This is a genomic window from Methylobacterium sp. R2-1 (assembly GCF_014191355.1).
GTDB lineage: Bacteria > Pseudomonadota > Alphaproteobacteria > Rhizobiales > Beijerinckiaceae > Methylobacterium.
The window spans coordinates 1-18,494 of sequence record NZ_JACHWM010000021.1 but is presented as its reverse complement, the minus strand read 5'-3'; the positions used below and the strand labels follow the sequence as shown (position 1 = coordinate 18,494).

The window sequence follows — 18,494 nt, the reverse complement described above, 5'->3', positions numbered from 1 at the left end:
CGCCAACTCCAGCCTTGGCTCTAGCGGGTGCGTCCGACCTGCCAAGGACCGGCGTCGAGGATGTTTTGATCGACGGTGCGCGGGGCGGTGGACCGCGCAACGAGTTCTCGCGGGCGGTGTTGAGACGCTACATCAAGGCAACCCCTTCGATCTTTGAAGATCCGGAGGGCCTGAAGCGTCTTCTCGCAACGCTCGCCTATAGTGAGAACTCCGTCTGGCCGACGCCAGAGAATCTTCAGCGCCAGCGCCGTGTCACCAACGGCACTGAATTCGAGCAGGAGACTGCGCTCGATGAGTTCAAGACCTTTCTCGCCGCCGAGGCGACAGGTGCCCCTCTGAAGGTCCTGCGGATCCGGACATCGGTCCTTGGACGCTATGACAGGAAACGAGGGGCGTTCCCGTTGAACTTCGGTAGCGAAGGCTCGGGCTATGCTGATCCGATGGTTCTGCATTGGACCGGCGGACCGTCGATCAAGGTCGGCGTCGATGATTGGGACGACATCACCCAGTTGCCGATGGCAGAGCCGGAGGCGGTTCGGCTGGCTGCCCAGCTCGGCCAGAACAGGACCGTTTACGCCGCGATCCGCATGACCGTGAGCAACATCGCGGCGAGCGATCGGGCGGGCGATTCCTCGTTGCAGGCCAGCGGCCGGATTGAAGATGTCGCCATCCATCTGCCGCCTACGACGCCGGGCGCCGAGCTCGGGACGCGCATTGCGACGCTGCCGGTGAAGCGACCGGCGCTGACAGAACCCGAGGCTGCGCGGCCGCCTGAAGCCCGCAATGCGATCGAGAGCTGGACGAGGCTTGGGGTCCGAGCCGAAGGCGACATGCTCGTCGCCCGCCTCGGTCGCCAGGGCGGTGATGCCCCGGAGGACAGCCAGGCCCTCCAGCGCGCGCTGCTTCATCTCGCCCTGGCACGGTCGCCCGGGATCGCCAACAATCTCCCGAACGTTTTCACCATCAGCTCGCGGCTGCTCACTCCCGCCCAGAACGCACAGCTCTTCTCACGCCGCATCGATCACGGCTTCCTCGACGCGCTCAACAAAGACGTCTTCCGGCGGCGTGATACCATCGACACCTTCAAGACGAAGTACTTGCCTTCGTTGATCGCGTTGCGGCCGCAGCTGCCGGTCCGCCTGCGGATCATTTCCCCCGTTCTGCCGCGGACATACGACCTCGCCCGCGGATCCTTCCCCGTCGACGGGTACACGTTCAATCGCTCCGATGGCCGTCTGACCTGGCCCATGCTCGGTGAGCTCTTCGACGTTCGGACCGACCTCGTCTCCTATCCCGACGCGATTGGTGTGGAGGAGCGCCGGGCACGGGCGATCAACGACCGCATCCGAACCGGACAGCCGGGCAGAGGAGCCCGCTTCTACCAAGCGGTTGACCTCGAACTGCTCAGCTTGGCCCCAGCTCATCCGGAAGTGGAGAAGGATTTCGGCTACATTTTCGGGGGTAGCTTCAACATCCAGTCGCGGGGGTTGGACGCCCGCGTGCACCGGCTCGCCTTCTACGAGGACGAGGCGTTGACGCGCCTACTCTGGGACGTTCCGCTCGACGGGATGCGCGCTCAGGCGCCGCAAGCCGCCGTAGATCCCCTGCCCAATCTCACGCTCGGGACGCTGCGCCGCCTCACTCTATGGGGAGCGTTCGGGCTTGCAGCCCGATCTGGCGCCGAGCCCGATTTTCTGGAGCGAAGCGCGAAGACCTCGTCCGCCTACGTCAATGCCAGCGAGTTCGACCGCGAAGCGGTGCTGGACAGCCTTCGCCGGTCCGCCACGGTGGGCACGCCCAAACCCGGCGAACCGGTATATCTTATGGGCTCCGTGAAGCTCGGCCAGCATGATGGGCGGACAGCCTTCGTGGTGGACAGCTACAGCCTCGCCTATGCGCGGGACGGCACGAAGCCGCAGCCCCGGGATGGGTTGCTCGGCCTCGGGGTAGCGAATCCCGAAGTGTTGGCCCGCTTTCCGATCGATGCGGCGACGGCGCAGATCCTGATCAAGTCCGAGCCGTCCCGGAGCTTTCAGGCACTGTTCCGGATCGGATCGCCGAAGGCTACGCCTGTCGCGAGCACGACGGGCCCGAAGGCGGACCTGTTGGTGCAGATCGAGGAGATCGTCCTGCTCCACCCACGTCAGGCGGATCGGGCCGTCGCCCGCGCGGCGGCAGGCGCGATCGTGGCCGCACAGGGGATGGTTCCCGCCTTGGCCGACCCTGAAGCCATCCGCCTCGCCGTCACGCCCGATCGGGTGCCGCTCAACGACGAGACGATGGTGCTCTACGTGCTCGCACAGTCGGGACGCGAGCCGGACGAACAGGTCTTGCGCTGGCTGCTTGTGCGCCGATGGATGGCCGAGCACGATCCGTACGGCAATGGCGGCGAGCACGGGACGGGAGACAATGGCCTGCGCAACGTCTGGGGGACCTTCTTTCCGAAGGGACTCCGGACGCTTTCCGACCAGGATGTCGCGCGCTTCACGCCCACGTTTCGCCGCTGGACCGCGCTCCGCATCGCCGCGCTTCCGCGTAAGGTGACCTTCTTCTGGCACAGCCACGACGGCTCCTCGTCGTTCGGCCGGACCGCTCGAAACCACGCCGAGGTCCTCGATAAAATCGGGGTGAGCCGGCGCAGCCTGGAAGAGAGCTATTACGGGACTCTGGACTTCCGCACCGACCCATCGGGTCAGAGGATCTTTAAGGGTGGCATCATCGAGATGAACCACCAACAGGGTTCGAACGCAGTCCCGCTGGCATACCTCAGGCTGCCGAACCTCCCGGCGGCCGGGGTCGGCGACCACTACCAGATGTATGTCGATCTCGACATCACTCACTTAGTCGCCACGGATGCCGGGACCGGATTGCCCCAGATCGCCTTCGATACCTCCGCCACGGAGGTACGGTGGTGGGGCGGCAGAACCGCGGTGACGCCGCGGCCGCTGCTCGCCGCCTTGAAGACGGCACCGACGGCGCCCTTGCCGGAAATTCGGGATACCGAGCCCGACATCGTGGGCCTGAAGATCGGGATGGCTATGGCGGAAGCCGAGGCGAAGTTGGCAGGCCAGATGAAGATCGCCCACGTCCTTGAACACGTGGGGGCCGCCGAGGGGAACTCGCCGCTCGCCTCTGTGACGCGGCTCTACGTCCGCGACGATGGCCTGGAACTCATCAGCGCTCTGTACGCTCCGGAGGCACTCGGCGGGAAGCTCCTCGGCGCACGCCGCGATCTCTACCTAGACAAGTCCGGGGCGACACTCTCAGCGATACAGACGAAGCTCGAAGAGAAGTACGGTGCCCCGCTGCGGCCGGACGTCATGAGTTGGGGAAAGACAGCGGACTTGCCCAACTGCGGAACTGTTATCTCGGCCATCAACCATCCGTGGCTCGACGCCAGACTTATCCGAGGCGAGGCAATTGGACCGAAATTCGTCGCGCCGGACGAGCTTACGCGCGATGCAGAGGCGGCAGCGCGCCTGCGTACCACGCGCCGCATCTGGACCGTGCAATGGACGTTCGTCGCTCCCGAGGGGCAGCACGAACGCTGCGGGACCACGGTGAAGGCTGATTTCCAACCCTCTACAAGGCTCGGCTTTGCCGGAGAGCGCATCCCGGACGACGAGGCGGCACGACTGACCACTTGGCTCGTCAACCACAAGGCTCACGCGGAAGCCATCAAGGCAGGGCGAGAGTTAGTGCAGCAGGATCGTAGCTCGGGTGCCGCCGCGAAGGCTCTGCCGGATGTCAAGCTGTAGAAGCGGCTCGCATGGTCGCTGACAGATCATCCTCTCATGCCAGGAGCCTGCCCCGTCGCCACAACGCACAGGTGCTCAGCCGACATTACGCAGGAGATGCTCGTGAGCTACTAAGTCAGCTATTGATCGCACAGTCTGCACTGTAGCCAACGGCCCACAAGCTAATTGGCCAGCTCGGACCGCGAGCGCTCAGGCTGGCTAATGGACGCCTGCAACGTCCGCTTCGGCCGCGGCAGTGTGGTGCCGGCCCGCTCCGGGCTGGAGCGCCAGCGCCGGATTTGAATCACGAAGTTCGAGATGCGCACGCCGCGCTACGACCCAGGTGGAGAGTTGCCGGTCGCCCATGCCTGACGAGGCGACTGCCCAGCCGGACCACTCCGGACAGCGTTAAGCCTGAGCGAAGAGCTTGGTGCCAATCACGCTAGTCCTGATGAGGGCCACGAACGCCACCTGCACGGAGTTCACGGCTATCGCGCGCCGCACCCGATGCAGATGTCGTGCACTGCACGCTCGCGCTTCGGCCCAGTCACTTGGTTGGGTAAGCGGCCACCAGCTTCTCTGAGCGTTCCATGGCCGGTGAGCATCCATGGCCGCATGGTCGGAGGCTCTTCTATGATGCGATTTGGTTCGGGCTTTCGGGGCTCAGTCAGCGCCATCCCCTGCGCGGCTGCGCCTCCCGTCATGAGAAGGCCGAACAGCAACACCCAGGACGATAGAGTTCGCACAGCCATCGACGCCTCCTATCCCGGTTCAACGCTGGGGCTGGAACATGGGTCCGGGCTGAGGCTGGACTTCGGAGCGCAAAGCTGAAGGACGTCGAGACGACGGACGACTTCTACGCCCTCCTGACCACCGAGCCGAACGCCGAGGTAGGGGCCGTCCACCCGAAGGCGATGCCGGTGGTCCTGACGAGGGACGAGGAGCGGGACGCGTGGCTGCGGGCGCCTTGGTCCGAGGCATCCGCCTTGCAGCGGCCTTTGCCGGATCAGGCGCTGATGGTCGTGGCGAGGCGAGCGGAAGGACAGAAGATGAGGTGCCCTCATATCAATTTCAGACGCCATCGGCATGCTGCTCTGCTCAACAAGCACCAATGTGCGGGATGCCGTATTGTTCGCGGCCATCGTTCCGATGCGGGCCCAGATTAGTTTGTATTACCAGTTTTCATTCAACCATGGCGGGGTAGATTTTGATTATAATGCTTCTAAAGCAAATACTTGACTGGTGAGTGTGCTTTCTAGGTCATAGGAAGCACGGCGGAAGCCGGTCATTGGAGGCTCCTGCGACGTCGCCGCAGCGTGGCGGTGCATCGGATGTTCTCAATGGCCGCGGCTTCCGAACCGCAGGACGAGTCAAATTCCCATCTCGGCCTGCTCTATCGCCTATACCGGACCGCCTTGCTGCGATTTCTCACGCGACGGGTCGGCCAGGATGATGCGCCGGATCTTCTCCAAGAAGCCTTCATCCGGATGGCCCGCGCCAAGGCCGATCCGCGATCAGTCCGCAACGACAAGGCATTCCTGTTCCAAGTGGCGAGCAACCTCGCGGCCGATCATGGTCGGGAAGCACGTCACCGCTCGCGCCTTCTGACGAGCGACGAGATCGACACCATCCTCAACATCCCCGATGACACCGCGCGTCCCGCCGACGCTGCGCAGGCACGCCTCGAAGGTCAGCGCCTCGCCCGCGCCCTGGCCGAGATACCGCCGCGACGTGCGGAAGCGTTTCGGCTCAGCCGCCTGGAAGGTCTAAGCCACAGGGCTATCGCAGCCCGCCTCGGTGTTTCGGTGCGCACCGTCGAAGCCGAGATCAGGATGGCTCTGGATCACTGTGCCGAGCGGCTCAGCCGAACGCAGCCCAATCGTTGATTGCGGAGGCTTTCCCCTTGAGACGTCGAACGATCAGGGCAACGAGCCTACGAGGCGGGTGCGGCAACGCCGCCGTTTGCATAGGGTAGAGGCGGATGCGTCGGGCATGACGGGAGCCGAGAACGAGAACCGACCGAACGAGCCGACGAGCGCCAGCCTCGATGCGCAAGCGCGCGCCTGGATCGTCCGGCTAACCTCGGGTTCGGCGACTCAGGCCGATGCGGACGCCTGCGCCGCCTGGCGCGCGATCGCCGATCACGAGGCTGCCTTCCGCGCTGCTACCCGCCTCTGGCAGCAGACTGGGCCGGCTCTGAGGAACGGTGTCCCCGCCCAGGAGAGGCAGGCCCTGCCGCGGCCGACACGCCGACAGGTTCTGCGCCGGGCGGCCTGGGGCGCTGGTGCCGCCTCCGTCGCGGCAGGCGGAGGAGCGATAGCGCTCCGCTGGCAGGAACTGAGTGCCACCCATCGCACCGGAACAGGCGAGGTTCGATCGGTGAAGCTGCCGGACGGCACGCGTCTCGACCTCGACGCTCAGACAGCTCTCGATCTCGAGACCATCGGACAAAGGCACGTCGTCAGCCTCCACGCCGGCGCCCTCGTCGTAACGGCGCCGGAGAACGTCCCGGTCACCATCCGGGCCGATGACACCCAAACGAACACTCGTCCCGACCTCGCAGCCGAACTCGCCGTCTCGTGTCGCCTAGCAGACAATGCGGTCGGCTGGTTCGGCCACGCGGATGTCGGTGTCGCCTGCCTGTCCGGCGAAGCGGACTTCCAGAGCGGTGCGGGCGTGACGCCGACGCGCCTGCGGGCGGGGCATGGCATCGAAACCGGACACGGTGCGGGCATCGTTCACGGAATCGACGCCGCTACGGCTGCCGCGTGGCGCCGCGGCCTTCTGGTCTTCCGGGACACCCCTCTCGCAGCGGTCGTGAGTGACCTCAACCGCTACCGGCCCGGGCGGATCATGCTGGCGAGCGCCGTCGCCACCTCGCGCCGTGTCACCGGCGTGTTCCACCTCGACCGGCCAGACGAGGCGCTGACCAGCATTGGCACTGCTCTCGGCCTCACGGAGTACCGCCTGGGCGCCGGCCTCGTCGTCCTGCGCTGAAGCCGCGCGAAACTATCTTTGCGGGTTTCGGGCGCCCGCACGTCTCAGCACTCAGGCAGGCACGGATCGACCTGCCGGAGAGCGGCGCCAAGCCGCGCGGGAGACGGTGGGCTGATGAACGGGCGGCGGCAAGTACGGCGACGGGCGGAAAATGCGGAGCGGAACGGACGGCGGATGGCGGCAGGATTGAGCGGATTCGCGGTGCTCGCCGCCGCCATGCCGAATCCGGTGGCGGCGGGCATCGATGCCGGGCACGGCATGGTGGCCGGGTCGACGATCCGGCCGATCGTGCGCGTGTCGGCGATCGCGCGATCCGAGGAAACGATCGTCTTCGCGATCCCGGCCGGGCCGCTCGATGACGCGCTGGCTGCCTATGCCGGGGCGAGCGGCGTACAACTGATCTACGATGCCCGCACCTCGGGCCGGGTTCGCTCCCCCGGCCTGTCAGGTGACTTCAGCCGTGCGGATGGATTGCGGCAGTTGCTCGCCGGCACCGGTCTCGTGCCGCAATTCGCGGGAGAGCGGATGGCAACTCTGGTCCGGGTGGTGGCCGAAGTCGCACCTGCCCTCGCGTCGGACGCGGACGTCACCCTCGACATGCTGGAGGTGATGGGGGACGGCACGGTCGGACCCGTCAACGGCTACGTCGCGCGCCGCAGCGCGACCGCCACCAAGACCGGTACATCAATCTTGGAAACACCGCAGGCCATCAACGTAGTCGGCCGCAAGGAGATAGAGGATCGGCAAGCGCAGAGCGTGAGTCAGGCACTGCTCTATACGCCGGGGGTTCTCACGCAGTACGGCACGGACCTGCGCTACGACTGGCTCTATGTTCGTGGCTTCGTACCCGGACGCTACCTCGACGGACTGCGCCTACCGTTCGGCGCACGGGGATACTCGCAGCCGCGCATCGAGTCGTACGGTTTGGAGCGGATCGAATTGCTGAAGGGCCCGTCATCAGGGCTGTATGGGCAGAACTCGCCGGGTGGCCTGCTCAACCTCATCAGCAAGCGGCCGAGTGCGGTTCCCCTACGCGAGATCCAACTTCAGACCGGCAGCTTCGGGCGCGCGCAGGCCGCCTTCGACCTGTCTGGTCCCGTCGATCCGGATGGCAAAATCCTGTATCGGCTGACCGGGCTCGCACGCACCACCGGCACCCAGGTGGATTATCTGGAGGAAGACCGGGTCTTCATCGCGCCGAGCGTGGCGTTCCGGCCGGATGCCGACACGTCCCTCACCATTCTGTCGCAGTACCTGCACATCGACTCACCCGGAGGCGGTGCGCCGCAGGGCTTGCCGACGCTCGGCACGCTGTACAGCAATCCCAACGGACGCATTCCCACCCGCCGCTTCATCGGCGAACCGAACTACGACCGCTTCAAGCTCGACCAGGGTTTCATCGGCTATGCCTTCGAGCATCGCTACAACGATGTCTGGACCGTGCGTCAAAATTTGCGGTTCTCCCACGTCGAAGCCGACACCCAGCGCGTGCAGGCGATTGGTCTCGCGGCCAACGGCCGTACGCTGTCCCGTTACGCCTGGGCGTTTCCCGAGCGTTCGAACCTTTTCAACGTAGACAATCAGGCAGAGGCGCGCTTTCTCACAGGCCCTTTCGCACACACTCTCCTGTTCGGAGCCGACTACCTGCGCGAGGATGCGCGCTACGATGAATCCGAACTGCAGGTCGTTCCGTCGGTCGACATCTTCGCTCCAACCTATGCCGGAACGGTCACGCGGCCCCCGCTCGGAACCCGGATCACGCAAGGGCGCAACCAGACCGGCCTCTATGCCCAGGACGAGATCCGCTCGGGCGGCTTCACGCTGACGCTGAGCGGGCGGCAGGATTGGGCAGACGCCGTAACCCGAACCCGCACAGTGACGAGTGGCGCCCTGACCCAGGTCCGCCAAAACGATGCCGCCTTCACTGGGCGGGTCGGTTTGAGCTACCTCTTCGACGGTGGCCTCGCACCCTATATCAGCTACGCCACGTCGTTCCAGCCGACCTCGGGCACGAACCGTCTCGGTTCACCTTTCGCGCCGACCACGGGCGAACAGATCGAGGCCGGCATCAAGGTGCAGCCGCCCGGCACCAATCTCTTGCTGACGGGCGCCGTGTTCGACCTGACGCAGCAGAACGTGCTGACGCCGGATAGCGCGGACTTCCGCTTCAATACACAGGCGGGCGAGGCTCGGGTCCGCGGTGTGGAACTTGAGGCCAAGGCGAGCCTGACTGACAGCCTCGACCTGACCGCTTCCTACGCGGGGATGAGCAGTGAGTTTACGAAGGCGAACGCCAACGCTGCCGGCGTCAGCATCGTCGGAAACGCGTTGCCGTTCGTGCCGCGGCATCAGGCTGCCGCCTGGCTCGACTACACGGTTAGGACCGGGACTTTTGCAGGTCTTGGGTTAGGAGCCGGCGTACGCTACATCGGCACCTCAGTCGGCGACAACGCCAACCTCTATCGGACCCCTGCCGTCACGTTGGTTGACGCCGCGATCCGTTATGACTTCGGATACCGGCATCCGGCGCTCAAGGGCGTCGATATGGCGGTGAATGCAACGAACCTGTTCGACAAAACACACGTGACGACCTGCATCGCGGCAACCGGCTGCTTCTACGGCAACCGACAGACGATCCTGGCGACGCTGCGCTACCGCTGGTGAGCCTTAGCGCCGGTCGGGCTGCTCAGCGCGCAGCAGCCCGACCAACGACCGGAAGGTTTGTTGGCGGAGCATCCATGCAGGCGAGACGACTGACTTCGAAGCGCTTCCTGCCTTGGTGAGACGGGGACACAACCCGGCGAATCAACCTCAACGGATGACTAACCACATCCGAACAGGGCGCGGAAACCATCACGGACAAAGGCGTTAGCCGGACACTTCGATCCAGGCAGACGCAAGAGCACTCGCGATGACCATCACCGTCTTCGATCCGATCAGCGGCCAGATGGTCACGATTCACATGCCGTCCCAACAGCCGCGCTGATCCCGCCATTCACGTGTTCACCTAAGCCACGACGATGATCGGTCTTCCTCTATACCGCCTCCTGATTGCCGTCGCCCTCGTGCTGTCGAGTGCGACGGCCACCACACGCCTCGGCTACGCCGAACCGAAGATGGTCTGCGAGAATGGACAGCAGGCGGGTGTTTGCAGCGGTGCGGCTGCCTCGCGCTGACGAACGCCTCGCCCTGCTGGAAGTAGCCCTGCGCCGTGCGGTTAGCCTCCCGATAGCCCGGCACCTAAGCCTCAAGAGCATCGTTTACGCTGCGGCGAACCGGCGTCAGGGCCGCAACCTCACACCCAGCATAAGGGCCGTAACGCGAAACCAATGACGCTGGAGGTACCGGTGCTGCCGGCTGTTCGCGCAGCCATCGACGCCTGCCCGAGCCAGAACCTCACCTTCCTCGTCACAGAGCGCGGCAAGCCGTTTACGGCGAACGGATTCGGGACCTGGTTCAAGGACCGCTGCCGCGAGGCCGGCTTGCCACACTGGCTCCGCCCATGGACTGCGCAAGGCTGAGGCGACGCTCGCGGCTGAGAACGGCGCGACCGAACGGCATCTCATGGCAATGTTCGGTTGGCGCACGTCGAAGATGGCAGAGCACTACACCCGCAAGACCGAGCAGCAACGGCTAGCCGGGGGCGCTATGCACCTGATAGATTTCAATCGAAGCGGGGAGGGGAGTGTCCCACTTTCCGCGGCCATCAGAGCCGATGGGGGACTTTCATCAGAGATACCGCAATGAAATCAATGATGATTTCAGCGATTGGTGCCCAGGAAAGGACTCGAACCTTCACCTCTTGCGAGACTGGTACCTGAAACCAGCGCGTCTACCAATTCCGCCACCTGGGCGCCGGACCGTTGCCGGTCGGCGATGGGGTTCGTTTAGGGGGCGGCAGCGAAGGCGTCAATCGCTGTTTCGCCGCCGCCGCTAAAAATGCCGAAGCCGGCTTTTTCCGCGGCGCGCGGGCAACACACCCATGCCGCGGATCGGTCCAGGTCGCCTCAGCCGCGCCAGTCGCGGATGTCGACGAAGCGGCCGGCCACCGCCGCCGCCGCCGCCATTGCCGGGGAGACGAGGTGCGTGCGGCCGCGCGGGCCCTGACGGCCCTCGAAGTTGCGGTTCGAGGTCGAGGCGCAGCGCTCGCCGGGCCGCAGCTTGTCCGGGTTCATCCCGAGGCACATCGAGCAGCCGGGCTCGCGCCAGTCGAAGCCCGCCTCCTTCAGGATGCGGTCGATCCCTTCGGCTTCGGCCTGCGCCTTCACGAGGCCGGAGCCCGGCACCACCATCGCCGAGACGCCGTCATGCACCTTGCGACCCTCGACTATCTTGGCGACGACCCGCAGGTCCTCGATGCGGCCGTTGGTGCAGGAGCCGATGAACACCCGGTCGAGGGTGACGTCGGTCATCCGCGTGCCCGGCGTCAGACCCATATAGGCCAGCGCCTTCTCCTTGGACTGCCGCTTGTTCTCGTCCGCGATCTGCGCCGGATCGGGCACCGTGCCGAGGATCGAGACGATGTCCTCAGGGCTCGTGCCCCAGGAGACCAGCGGGGGGAGGTTGGCCGCGTCAAGGCGGATCTCGCGGTCGAAATGCGCAGCCTCGTCGGTAACGAGGCTCTCCCAGTAGCGGCGGGCCGCATCGAAGGCTGCGCCCTTCGGGGCCTTCGGGCGGTCCTTGACGTAGGCATAGGTGGTCTCGTCGGGGGCGACCATGCCGGCGCGGGCGCCGCCCTCGATCGACATGTTGCAGATCGTCATCCGACCCTCCATCGAGAGGGCTCGAATCGCCTCGCCGGCATACTCGATGACGTGGCCGGTGCCGCCGGCGGTGCCGATCTCGCCGATGATGGCCAGCACGATATCCTTGGCGCTGACGCCCGGCGGCAGAGTGCCGTCGACCGTCACCCGCATGTTCTTGGCCTTGCGCTGGATCAGCGTCTGCGTGGCGAGCACGTGCTCGACCTCCGAGGTGCCGATGCCGTGGGCCAGCGCGCCGAAGGCGCCGTGGGTCGAGGTGTGGGAATCACCGCACACGATCGTCTGCCCCGGCAGGGTGAAGCCCTGCTCCGGCCCGATGATGTGGACGATGCCCTGACGCCGATCGAGGGCGTCGTAGAACTCGATGCCGAAATCGCGCACGTTCTCGGCGAGCGCCTCAAGCTGCGTGCGGCTCTCGGGATCCTCGATGCCCTTCGAGCGGTCCGAGGTCTGGACGTTGTGATCGACCACCGCCAGCGTCTTGTGCGGCGCGCGCACCTTGCGGCCGGCGACGCGAAGCCCCTCGAACGCCTGGGGGCTCGTCACCTCGTGCACGAGGTGGCGGTCGATGTAGAGGAGGGCGGAGCCATCCGGCTGAACATCGACGACGTGGTCGTCCCAGATCTTGTCGTAGAGGGTGCGCGGCGCGGTCATGATGCGGCTATTCTGACGGGTTGAAGGCTCCATCACGGAAAACGCCCCGGTCGGGCCGCCGGAAACCGTGCGGCCGGATCGCGGGGAACATCCGGAAGAGGCTCTTGTGTAATGCGCCCCGGGCGATTTCGGAAGGGCGGCAGCGCACATCCAGCGTGCATGGCACTTCTGCCACGTGCTCGCCCTACCGGTCGGCCGCGGCTGGACCGGCACGCGGCGCGGCATTACTCCCGGTCCAACCTTTGTTGACCGCTCCTCCATCGACCTTCGGGAGGCCGTGAACCGGTGCCGCCGCCTGAGACGCCCGATATCCTGCTGATCCGGCAGACCCGCCCCGACGTGGCCGGGCGGCTCGCCGAGCGCTTCCGCCTGCACCGCATGGAAGAAGCGCCCGACCGCGAGGCGTTCTTCGCCGAGATCGGTCCGCGCATCCGGGCGCTCGCGGTCGGCGCGATGTGCCCGGTCGACGCCGCCCTGTTCGACCGGCTGCCGCGGCTCGAGATCGTGGCGAGCTTCGGCGTCGGCTACGACACCATCGACGTGGCGGAGGCGCATCGCCGCGGCATCGTCGTCACCCACACGCCGGACGTGCTCTCCGACGAGGTGGCCGACCTCGCGCTCGGCCTGCTGCTCGCTACCCTCCGCCGCATCCCGCAGGCCGACCGCTACCTGCGCGCCGGACGCTGGCGGGAGGGGAGCTTCCCGCTCACCACGAGCCTGCGGGAGCGCCGGGTCGGAATCCTCGGGCTCGGCCGGATCGGGCGGGCGATCGCCCGGCGCCTCGAAGGTTTTGGGGTTGGAATCGCCTATCACGGCCGGACGCCTCAAGGAGACGTGGCCTACGCCTATCACGACAGCCTGCTCGGTCTGGCGCACGCAGTCGATACGCTGATCGTGGCTGCCCCCGGTGGACCGGGCACGAACGGGATCGTCGATGCCGCGGTCCTGGCGGCGCTCGGCGCGGACGGCATTGTCGTCAACATCGCCCGCGGCAGCGTGATCGACGAAGCGGCGCTGATCGCAGCACTCCAGTCCGGGGCGATCCTCGGCGCGGGCCTCGACGTGTTCGAGAACGAACCGCACGTGCCGCAGGCGCTGATCGATCTCGATCAGACGGTGCTGCTGCCACATGTCGGATCGGGTTCGCACTACACCCGCGCGGCGATGGGCCGGCTGCTCACCGACAATCTGTTCTCCTGGTTCGAAGGCGAGGGCCCAGTGACGCCGGTGCCGGAAACGCCCTGGAAGGGCCAGCGATGAAGAGCCCGACGATGACGCGCATGGCTGGCGCGGGGGTGTTGGCCGCGCTGGCGCTGAGCGCGGCGCTGGCGCAGGAGAGCCCGCCGGCGCCAGAGCCGCCCCCCGCGACGGTGCCCGCGGAGAACGGCTCCGTGCCGCCCGGCCTCACGACGCTGCCGAGGACCCTGGCGGGCGCGGCGGGCACCTGGGATCTCTCCCTCGATGGCGGGCGGCGACGCTGCGTCATCACGCTCGCCATGGAGACCGGCCCGAGCGGGCGCGCGGCGCGCTTTCCCGCCGGCTGCCGCCGGGCCCTGCCGCTCCTCGCCGGCATCGGCGGTTGGTTGTTCACCGGCGAGGGCCTGCGCCTCGTGGATCGAAACCTGCGCCCGGTGCTGACCTTCGCCGCGAATTCGGACGGAATGAGCTTCGGCGCAACCGCCGAGAACGGCGAGCGTTACAACCTCGTGCCGCTCCAGATCGCGGCGATGCAGCCGCCCGCCGCTCCCGGCACGGCCACCGTCACGGCCGCGGCGCAGAGCGACGCATCGCCCTCCGCCGCGCCGGAAAAGCCGGCGGAAGCTCCCGCTCAAGGGCCGGCTCCCGGCCTCTACGCCCTCGAACGCGCCGAGCAGAAGGATGTCTGCCGCCTCGAACTCTCGCTGTCCCTCGAAGTCGGGAAGGACACGGCCCCCGTGCGGGTTCTGCCGGATTGCCGCGACAGCGGGATCACGGTGTTCGATCCGGTGAGTTGGCGCTACGCCAACGGTCACCTGACGCTGAAGGCGCGCCGCGGCCACGCCGTGAATCTCGTGGCGGACGGGGAGGGGCGCTGGCGGCGCGATCCCGAGATCGGCACCCCCCTCGTGCTCAGGAAGGTCGAGCCCTAGGGCGCCGTGTTCAGAACAGCGGCCGCAGGGCGAGGTGCAGCCCGAGGCCCAGCAGGCCGACAAAGAAGCAGCGCCGGAACACGCGCTCGCTGACACGTCCCCGCACCCAGCCGCCGAGCGCCATGCCGAGCAAGGCCGGCACGAGGGCGATGAGGGAAGTTCCCGCGACGCTGAGCGAGAGGGCACCGCCGCCCGCCAGGGCAACGGCCAGCGCCACGGTGGAGACGGTGAAGGACAGCCCGAGCGCCTGGATCAGGTCATCCTTGGTCAGGCCCAGCGCCCCGAGATAGGGCGCCGAGGGGAACGAGGAGACGGCCGTCGCCGCCGTCACCAGCCCCGTCGCGGCGCCGACGAGCGGTCCGAGCCAGCGCTCTGTTCCGGGCGGAACGTGGAGCCGCAGGGCGGCAAGCCCCACCACGGCGTAGGCGATCAGGGCGAGGCCGAGGAAGACCGTGGCCTCCGCGCCGTAATTGCCGTGAAGGATCCCCGCCGCGACCAGGGTGCCGACCACGCTCGCCAGCAGCATCGGCCAGAGACGCCGCAAAAGCGTGCCGAAGCGCGGGCCTGCGGCGAGCTGCCAGACATTGGTGACGAAAGCGGGAACGACGAGCAGCGCCGCCGCCTGCACCGGGGCCATGACGAGGCTGAGCAGGCCCATGGCGACGGGGGGCAGGCCGAGACCCACCATGCCCTTGACGAAGCCAGCAAGCAGGAAGGCCGACGCCGCCACAGCGAGGGGGAGGGGATCCATGGAGAAAGACATGCGCGCGTTCTGCTTCGGGGAAGGGAGTTGTTCAATCGTGGAGCAGCATGTCGCGCAGGATCGCCTGCCGGACGGCCTCCGCTTCGGTCTCCCGCGCCGACGGCGCGCAATCGAGCTCAGCGCTGGGCGCGGCGACGGAGACCGCCCGGGGGATCGCCGCCGACACATCGAGGCGGCGCGAAATGGCATCCGAGCGAGCGATGGCAACCAGCGCCGTCAACGCTGCGAGGAGGAGGGCTGCCGTTTCGAGCCAGGCGTCGCCCGAGCGGGTTCTGGTCCGTGTGTCCCGTGCCATGGGCCGAGTTTGGCAGCCTGACGCTGCGCGACAATGCGGAAGTGGCCCGTACCAGCCTTCGGCTGAGCCGAAACCCTTGCCGTGCAATGCCCTTGCCGAGCGAAACCCTTGCAGAGCAATCCTTGCCGAGCGATGCCGGCTCGCCGACGATGGCGCCATGCGCTTCGACCTGACCGACCTGCGCCTGTTCCTCCACGTCGTCGAGGCGGAAAGCATCACCCGCGGCGCCGAGCGAGCCGGGCTGGCGCTCGCCTCGGCGAGCGAGCGCATCCGCGGCATGGAGGCGGATGGCGGTGTGCCGCTCTTGGAGCGCCATGCCCGCGGGGTTCGGCCGACGCCGGCGGGCCTCGCGGTGGCGCATCACGCCCGGCTCGTGCTCGGCCAACTCGAACAGATGCGCGGCGAACTCGGCCAGTATGCCCATGGCCTGCGCGGCCATGTCCGGCTTCTATCGATCACCGCGGCGATCGCGGCGTTTCTCCCCGATGCACTGTCCGGCTTCCTCGCGGCGCATCCGAGCGTCGATATCGATCTGGAGGAGCGCACCAGCCGCGAGACTGTCGATGCCCTGGCGGGCGGGCTCGCCGATATCGGCATCGTCGCCGACACGACCGATCTCGGTACGCTCGAAACCCTGCCGCTCCACCTCGATCGGATCGTCCTCGTGGTGCCGACGAACCACGCCCTGGCGCAGCGGGTCAGCGTCACGTTCCGGGAGGTGCTGGACGAGCCCCTGGTCGGCCTCAGCCACGGCCGGGCGCTCCAGGCGCATCTGGCGACTCACGCCGCCCGCGCCGGCCGTCCGTTCAAGCTTCGGGTGCGGCTGAACGGGCTCGACGCGGTCTGCCGCATGGTCGAGCGAGGAGTCGGCGTGGCGATCGTGCCCGAGGCGGCGGCGCGGCGCGCGGCCGAGACGCTGGCGATCCGCGCGATCCCGATCGACGAGCCCTGGGCCCTGCGCCGCCTGAAGCTCTGCGCCCGCCGCTTCGCGGCGCTCCCGCCGCACGCCCGCCAACTCGCAGAGCACTTGATCGCGCATCTCGGGGCGACCGAAGATCCCGGTTTCGAGAGGACGCGCCCTTTCGGGGGTCCAGGACGGAGCCCTGGTTGACGGGAGCCCTCGGGGGTGCTCGTGGCGCAGGGGCCGGACGGCTCCGTCCGCTTCGTCAGCGATCCCGGTCAAACGAGATGCTCGCCCGATACGGGATGCCGCGGGCACCCTGCTACTCGTAGCAGGAGCGGCGGACGCCTCGTCAAACAGCAAGCCTGCTCCGGCTGCGTTGCGTCTGTGAGCGGAGCACAAGGGCCGTTCTGCCGTGCCGGCCGGCGCCTCGACACGCGATAAAAAACCCGCCAAGTCATCGACTGGGCGGGCGAACATGGATGGCTGGGGGACCTGGATTCGAACCAGGACTAGCGGAGTCAGAGTCCGCGGTTCTACCGTTAAACTATCCCCCACCGAACACATTGTAAAACCAGCGGAATCTCCGGCCGGTTTCCAATCCGCGATACCTGGTTTCCAAGGCTCGCGGCCGGTGCCGGGATCAGATAGGCTGAGCTGAACCGCCCGTCAACCTGTGGATGGGCCATCACAAAGCGAAAGTTCGCGCTCGTCCCATGCCTGAAGCCCCCACCGTCGGCGAACTCTTCAAGGCGAAGGCCGCCACCGGCGAGCAGGTGAACGCGACGGTTGATGCTTGTCTCGCCCAGTACGAGACGAGCGCACACCCGATCGCCGACGGCTACAGCCTCGATCTCGGCGACGCCGTCGCTGCGCACCGCTGGGCGACCCAGGTCATGGGGCTGTTCGATGCAACTCAATCTCTGAAGCGCGGAGCGGTGCGCACCGCGATCCTGCTCGCGCGGGCGCAGAAGGACTGAGAAGGCCGGCTCGCACCGTTGGCGAATAGGTCGATGTGAGCCTGACGACCATGCCGCTCTACTGCGTGGCGCTTGGGTGCGGGCATGATGCGACCCTGAAGCTGGCCTACCTCCCGCTCACCCCCAATCCACAGCCGGGTGGCCAGCGCCATCGCGTCTGCGCAACCTTCGCGTCTTGTAAGCACGACGTTAAGTGGAATGCTGATCGCCGGGCGGCTCGGACGAAAAGATAAGACTCCCGCCAGCCAAGGCCGCCGCCGAGGAGACGCCTATGATCGAAGCTAAGCGGGCGCACCAGCGGAACAGGGACCAGATGCTGATCGAAATGGCCGAGGCCGTTGAGCGAATGCTGGAATTGACACGACTCGCCCATCCTGCCGAAGCGATGATCTCTCATGGCATCGCCCATCAACAGGGCAGGCTCCGAGAAGCGCGCGAACGGTTCGCGGGCTCGCTGGAGAAGCCCTAGCAGCCCTCGCGGAGCGGTCCTCTCCACGTTAGCCTGAAGGCATCAAAGACCGCACCGTCGCCGACTGGATCGCCGAGGGCGAGACGACGATCGCTCTGTTCTGCATCGCCAAGCCCTGCGGGCATCACGCCGCGGTGGACATCACTCGCCTGCCGCCCGAGACGAAGCGCAGCCAGATCATCCGGCGCGCACGCTGCACGGCTTGTGGCTCACGCGACGTGAAGTTCATGCGGGACATGGACGCGCATTACCGGCGGATGCTGGAGGAACGCGGGTTCGATCCGACGCCGCGGCCGGCCTGATAGCACGAACACGCCAAGGTCCATGAAGGGGCAACTGGCCTCTAGGAGCGTTGTCCAGGCTCCATCTGAAACCGCACAAAAACCCCGCGCCGGTGAACCGGGCGGGGCTGGAGAGGTGCCCGCAGGGGCTGATTGCGTGTGCGGTATCAATGATCGGCCAGAGGCGAGCGGTCCATTCCTGTCACGCCGCTGGCCGGACACGATGTCGTCACCCGGATGGTGGCCCGCCGAACGGAAGCTCACCCGTCTGCCACCAAGCGCCGATGCAGGGCCTCGTCCACTACGATTGAGGAGCGGAGGACCGATGTTCAGGCGGAGAACGCTCCGGCTCCCCTCCCGCTCGAAGGTGTATGATATAGCTCAAGGGAGCTGTCGCCGGTTAAAATCAACCTGTCCTAGAGACATCCGGCAACATGGATCTATGTCAGTACCCATCATCAGCGGTTCTGACGCAGGCGCTGATGGCTGGAGGAGACGAGCGCTTCCGCCTGCAACGCAAGGCGA

The 18,494-nt window shown here is 66.8% G+C and carries 14 protein-coding genes, 2 tRNA genes and 2 pseudogenes; 13 read left to right on the top strand and 5 right to left on the bottom strand.

Going from position 1 to position 18,494, the window contains the following annotated elements; translation table 11 throughout:
• Positions 1 to 65 precede the first annotated feature (65 nt).
• The 7 genes and pseudogenes from FHU13_RS24190 to FHU13_RS24170 all read left to right on the top strand — a co-directional run bounded on the left by FHU13_RS24190 (position 66) and on the right by FHU13_RS24170 (position 9,910).
• Positions 66 to 3,758: a hypothetical protein gene (locus FHU13_RS24190; RefSeq protein ID WP_246714850.1), complete on the top strand. Its 3,693-nt coding sequence runs from the start codon at positions 66 to 68 to the stop codon at positions 3,756 to 3,758.
• Between the two features lie 177 nt (positions 3,759 to 3,935).
• Positions 3,936 to 4,109, top strand: a pseudogene (locus FHU13_RS28670) (DUF4113 domain-containing protein); the annotation flags it as partial.
• 433 nt (positions 4,110 to 4,542) lie between these two features.
• Positions 4,543 to 4,768, top strand: a pseudogene (locus FHU13_RS28665) (SOS response-associated peptidase); the annotation flags it as partial.
• A 300-nt stretch (positions 4,769 to 5,068) separates the two neighbouring features.
• Positions 5,069 to 5,623, top strand: a complete 555-nt coding sequence (locus tag FHU13_RS24185) for an RNA polymerase sigma factor (RefSeq protein ID WP_312889639.1) — start codon at positions 5,069 to 5,071, stop codon at positions 5,621 to 5,623.
• A gap of 106 nt (positions 5,624 to 5,729) precedes the next feature.
• On the top strand, positions 5,730 to 6,734 hold the full coding sequence (locus tag FHU13_RS24180; protein WP_183438387.1) for a FecR family protein: 1,005 nt from the start codon (positions 5,730 to 5,732) through the stop codon (positions 6,732 to 6,734).
• 186 nt (positions 6,735 to 6,920) lie between these two features.
• Positions 6,921 to 9,398 carry a TonB-dependent siderophore receptor gene (locus FHU13_RS24175; protein ID WP_246714843.1) on the top strand — a complete coding sequence of 826 codons (2,478 nt, stop codon included), beginning with the start codon at positions 6,921 to 6,923 and terminating at the stop codon, positions 9,396 to 9,398.
• 356 nt (positions 9,399 to 9,754) lie between these two features.
• The gene (locus FHU13_RS24170) at positions 9,755 to 9,910 is read left to right on the top strand and encodes a hypothetical protein (protein ID WP_183438385.1); all 156 of its coding nucleotides are present in this window, start codon (positions 9,755 to 9,757) and stop codon (positions 9,908 to 9,910) included.
• Between the two features lie 593 nt (positions 9,911 to 10,503).
• On the opposite strand, the gene FHU13_RS24165 is transcribed toward FHU13_RS24170, so the two are convergent.
• Together FHU13_RS24165 and leuC are read right to left on the bottom strand one after the other, a co-directional pair.
• Positions 10,504 to 10,588 (bottom strand) — tRNA-Leu (locus FHU13_RS24165).
• 153 nt (positions 10,589 to 10,741) lie between these two features.
• Positions 10,742 to 12,151: a 3-isopropylmalate dehydratase large subunit gene (gene leuC / locus FHU13_RS24160; RefSeq protein ID WP_183438384.1), complete on the bottom strand. Its 1,410-nt coding sequence runs from the start codon at positions 12,149 to 12,151 to the stop codon at positions 10,742 to 10,744.
• A gap of 285 nt (positions 12,152 to 12,436) precedes the next feature.
• On the opposite strand from leuC, the gene FHU13_RS24155 reads away from it, so the two are divergent.
• Both FHU13_RS24155 and FHU13_RS24150 read left to right on the top strand, forming a co-directional pair.
• The gene (locus tag FHU13_RS24155; RefSeq protein WP_183438383.1) at positions 12,437 to 13,411 is read left to right on the top strand and encodes a 2-hydroxyacid dehydrogenase; all 975 of its coding nucleotides are present in this window, start codon (positions 12,437 to 12,439) and stop codon (positions 13,409 to 13,411) included.
• On the top strand, positions 13,408 to 14,280 hold the full coding sequence (locus FHU13_RS24150) for an AprI/Inh family metalloprotease inhibitor (RefSeq protein WP_183438382.1): 873 nt from the start codon (positions 13,408 to 13,410) through the stop codon (positions 14,278 to 14,280). The genes FHU13_RS24155 and FHU13_RS24150 overlap by 4 nt, the downstream gene beginning before the upstream one ends.
• Positions 14,281 to 14,290: 10 nt before the next feature.
• On the opposite strand, the gene FHU13_RS24145 is transcribed toward FHU13_RS24150, so the two are convergent.
• Both FHU13_RS24145 and FHU13_RS24140 read right to left on the bottom strand, forming a co-directional pair.
• Complete coding sequence (locus FHU13_RS24145; protein WP_183438381.1) at positions 14,291 to 15,043, bottom strand: sulfite exporter TauE/SafE family protein; 753 nt, start codon at positions 15,041 to 15,043, stop codon at positions 14,291 to 14,293.
• Positions 15,044 to 15,074: 31 nt separating this feature from the next.
• A complete protein-coding gene (locus tag FHU13_RS24140) occupies positions 15,075 to 15,338 on the bottom strand; it encodes a hypothetical protein (RefSeq protein ID WP_183438380.1) in 264 nt (87 codons plus the stop codon).
• 157 nt (positions 15,339 to 15,495) lie between these two features.
• Between FHU13_RS24140 and FHU13_RS24135 the strand changes: the two genes are divergently transcribed.
• Positions 15,496 to 16,449 carry a LysR family transcriptional regulator gene (locus FHU13_RS24135; protein WP_183438379.1) on the top strand — a complete coding sequence of 318 codons (954 nt, stop codon included), beginning with the start codon at positions 15,496 to 15,498 and terminating at the stop codon, positions 16,447 to 16,449.
• Between the two features lie 273 nt (positions 16,450 to 16,722).
• Here the strand turns inward: FHU13_RS24135 and FHU13_RS24130 are convergent.
• Positions 16,723 to 16,796 (bottom strand) — tRNA-Gln (locus FHU13_RS24130).
• 159 nt (positions 16,797 to 16,955) lie between these two features.
• Between FHU13_RS24130 and FHU13_RS24125 the strand changes: the two genes are divergently transcribed.
• From FHU13_RS24125 to FHU13_RS24115, 3 genes are all read left to right on the top strand, one after another.
• Positions 16,956 to 17,219, top strand: a complete 264-nt coding sequence (locus FHU13_RS24125; RefSeq protein ID WP_183438378.1) for a hypothetical protein — start codon at positions 16,956 to 16,958, stop codon at positions 17,217 to 17,219.
• A 271-nt stretch (positions 17,220 to 17,490) separates the two neighbouring features.
• Positions 17,491 to 17,688: a hypothetical protein gene (locus FHU13_RS24120; RefSeq protein ID WP_183438377.1), complete on the top strand. Its 198-nt coding sequence runs from the start codon at positions 17,491 to 17,493 to the stop codon at positions 17,686 to 17,688.
• 134 nt (positions 17,689 to 17,822) lie between these two features.
• Positions 17,823 to 17,990: a hypothetical protein gene (locus tag FHU13_RS24115; RefSeq protein WP_246714842.1), complete on the top strand. Its 168-nt coding sequence runs from the start codon at positions 17,823 to 17,825 to the stop codon at positions 17,988 to 17,990.
• The last annotated feature ends 504 nt before the right edge of the window (positions 17,991 to 18,494 follow it).